At 66.4% G+C, this 1,522-nt stretch carries 1 protein-coding gene; it reads left to right on the top strand.

What is annotated here, in order from left to right; all coding sequences use genetic code 11:
* Positions 1-94 precede the first annotated feature (94 nt).
* Positions 95-1,465 (top strand): serine hydrolase domain-containing protein, encoded by a 1,371-nt coding sequence (locus tag WEB61_RS09515; RefSeq protein ID WP_368064103.1) that lies wholly within the window; start codon positions 95-97, stop codon positions 1,463-1,465.
* The last annotated feature ends 57 nt before the right edge of the window (positions 1,466-1,522 follow it).

Raw genomic sequence — 1,522 nt, forward strand, 5'->3', positions numbered from 1 at the left:
ACGCTTTCGCCGGGGCGGCGCTCTCCTGTAGGATCGCGGGCACGGTGTGACTCCGCTTTGCTCTATTCCCCCTCAACCGCGGAAACCAGTGCCCATGCCCTTCCCTGCCGCGCGACTGAAAGAGATGCTTGAGGCCGGAACGCGTGAGTTCGGTGTGCCGGGGGCCTCGGTGGCGGTTTGGAGCGGCGGGGCGCTTGCCGAGGCGGCGGCGGGGGTTTGCAATCTCGATACACAGGTCCCCGCGACGCCGGATACGCTGTTCCAGATCGGTTCGATCACCAAGCTTTATACCGCCGTGCTCTGCCTGCAGCTTGTCGAGGAAGGCAAACTTGCGCTCGACCAGCCGGTGCGCGCGGTGCTGCCGCAATTCCGCGTGCAGGACGAGGCGGCGGCCGCGCAGGTGACGCTGCGCGACCTGCTGACGCATCGGAGCGGCATCGAGGGCGATTATTTCAAGGATGCCGGGCGCGGCGAGGACCGCATCGAGAAATTCGTCGCGATGATGAGCGCATTGACCCAGGTCCATGAACCCGGCGCGATGTTTTCCTATTGCAATACGGGGTTCGTCGCGGCGGGGCGCATGATCGAGATCGCCGACGGGCGGAGCTGGGACAAGGCGATCAGGGCGCGGATCGCCAAGAGCATCGACACGCCCGCCTTCTCGACGCTGCCCGAACAGGCGATGCGCTACCAGACGGCGATCGGGCATCTGGGGACGCCCGGAAAACTGTTCGTGACGCCGGTTGCCTATCTCGCGCAATCGAACGCGCCGGCCGGTTCGACGCCGATGGGACGCGCGCGCGACATCGTCACCTTCGCGCGGATGCTGATGGACGGGGGCATGGCGCCGAACGGCATGCGGCTGTTGCGGGAAGAGAACGCCGCCGCGATGCGGGAGGTGAATATCGTCTGTCCCCGGATGATGAACATCGACGCGATCGGGCTTGCGGCGTTCCTGTGGGACTGGGACGGCGATGGACACTACGAAGTCTTCGGGCATGACGGCTCGACCATCGGCCAGGCGGCGTGGCTGCGCTGCCACCCGGAAAGCGGGACCGTGTTTTGCCTGCTGACGAATGGCGGCAACGGCAAGGCGCTGGCCGATGCGGCGATCCGCGAGGTGTTTTCCACTATCGCCAGGACCGTGCCGCCGGAACCGCCGGCGACCGATGCCGCCTTCGTTGCGGCGCCCGCGCGCTATGAGGGGCGCTATGCGAACAGCATGGAGACGATCGAGGTGACGGCGGAAGCGGGCCGCCTCGTCGCGACCAGTCATCCGGCGCCCGATTATGCGGTGATCGCGGGCGGCACGAAGCGCGTCGAACTCGAGGCGGTGAATGCCGAGTTGTTTCTGGGCGTCGCGCCGGGGATGTCGCTGCCGCAGAGCTGGCATTTTCTTTCGGATGACGGCGCGGGCCGCGCGCTTTACCTGCATCAGGGGGCGCGGGCGCACAAGAGGGTGTGAGGGTGCGCATGGCAGCCGACTAACATATAAGTGTCATCCCGGCACTTGTTGCCGGGA

The sequence above is a fragment of the Parvibaculum sp. genome, from assembly GCF_040882025.1.
GTDB lineage: Bacteria > Pseudomonadota > Alphaproteobacteria > Parvibaculales > Parvibaculaceae > Parvibaculum.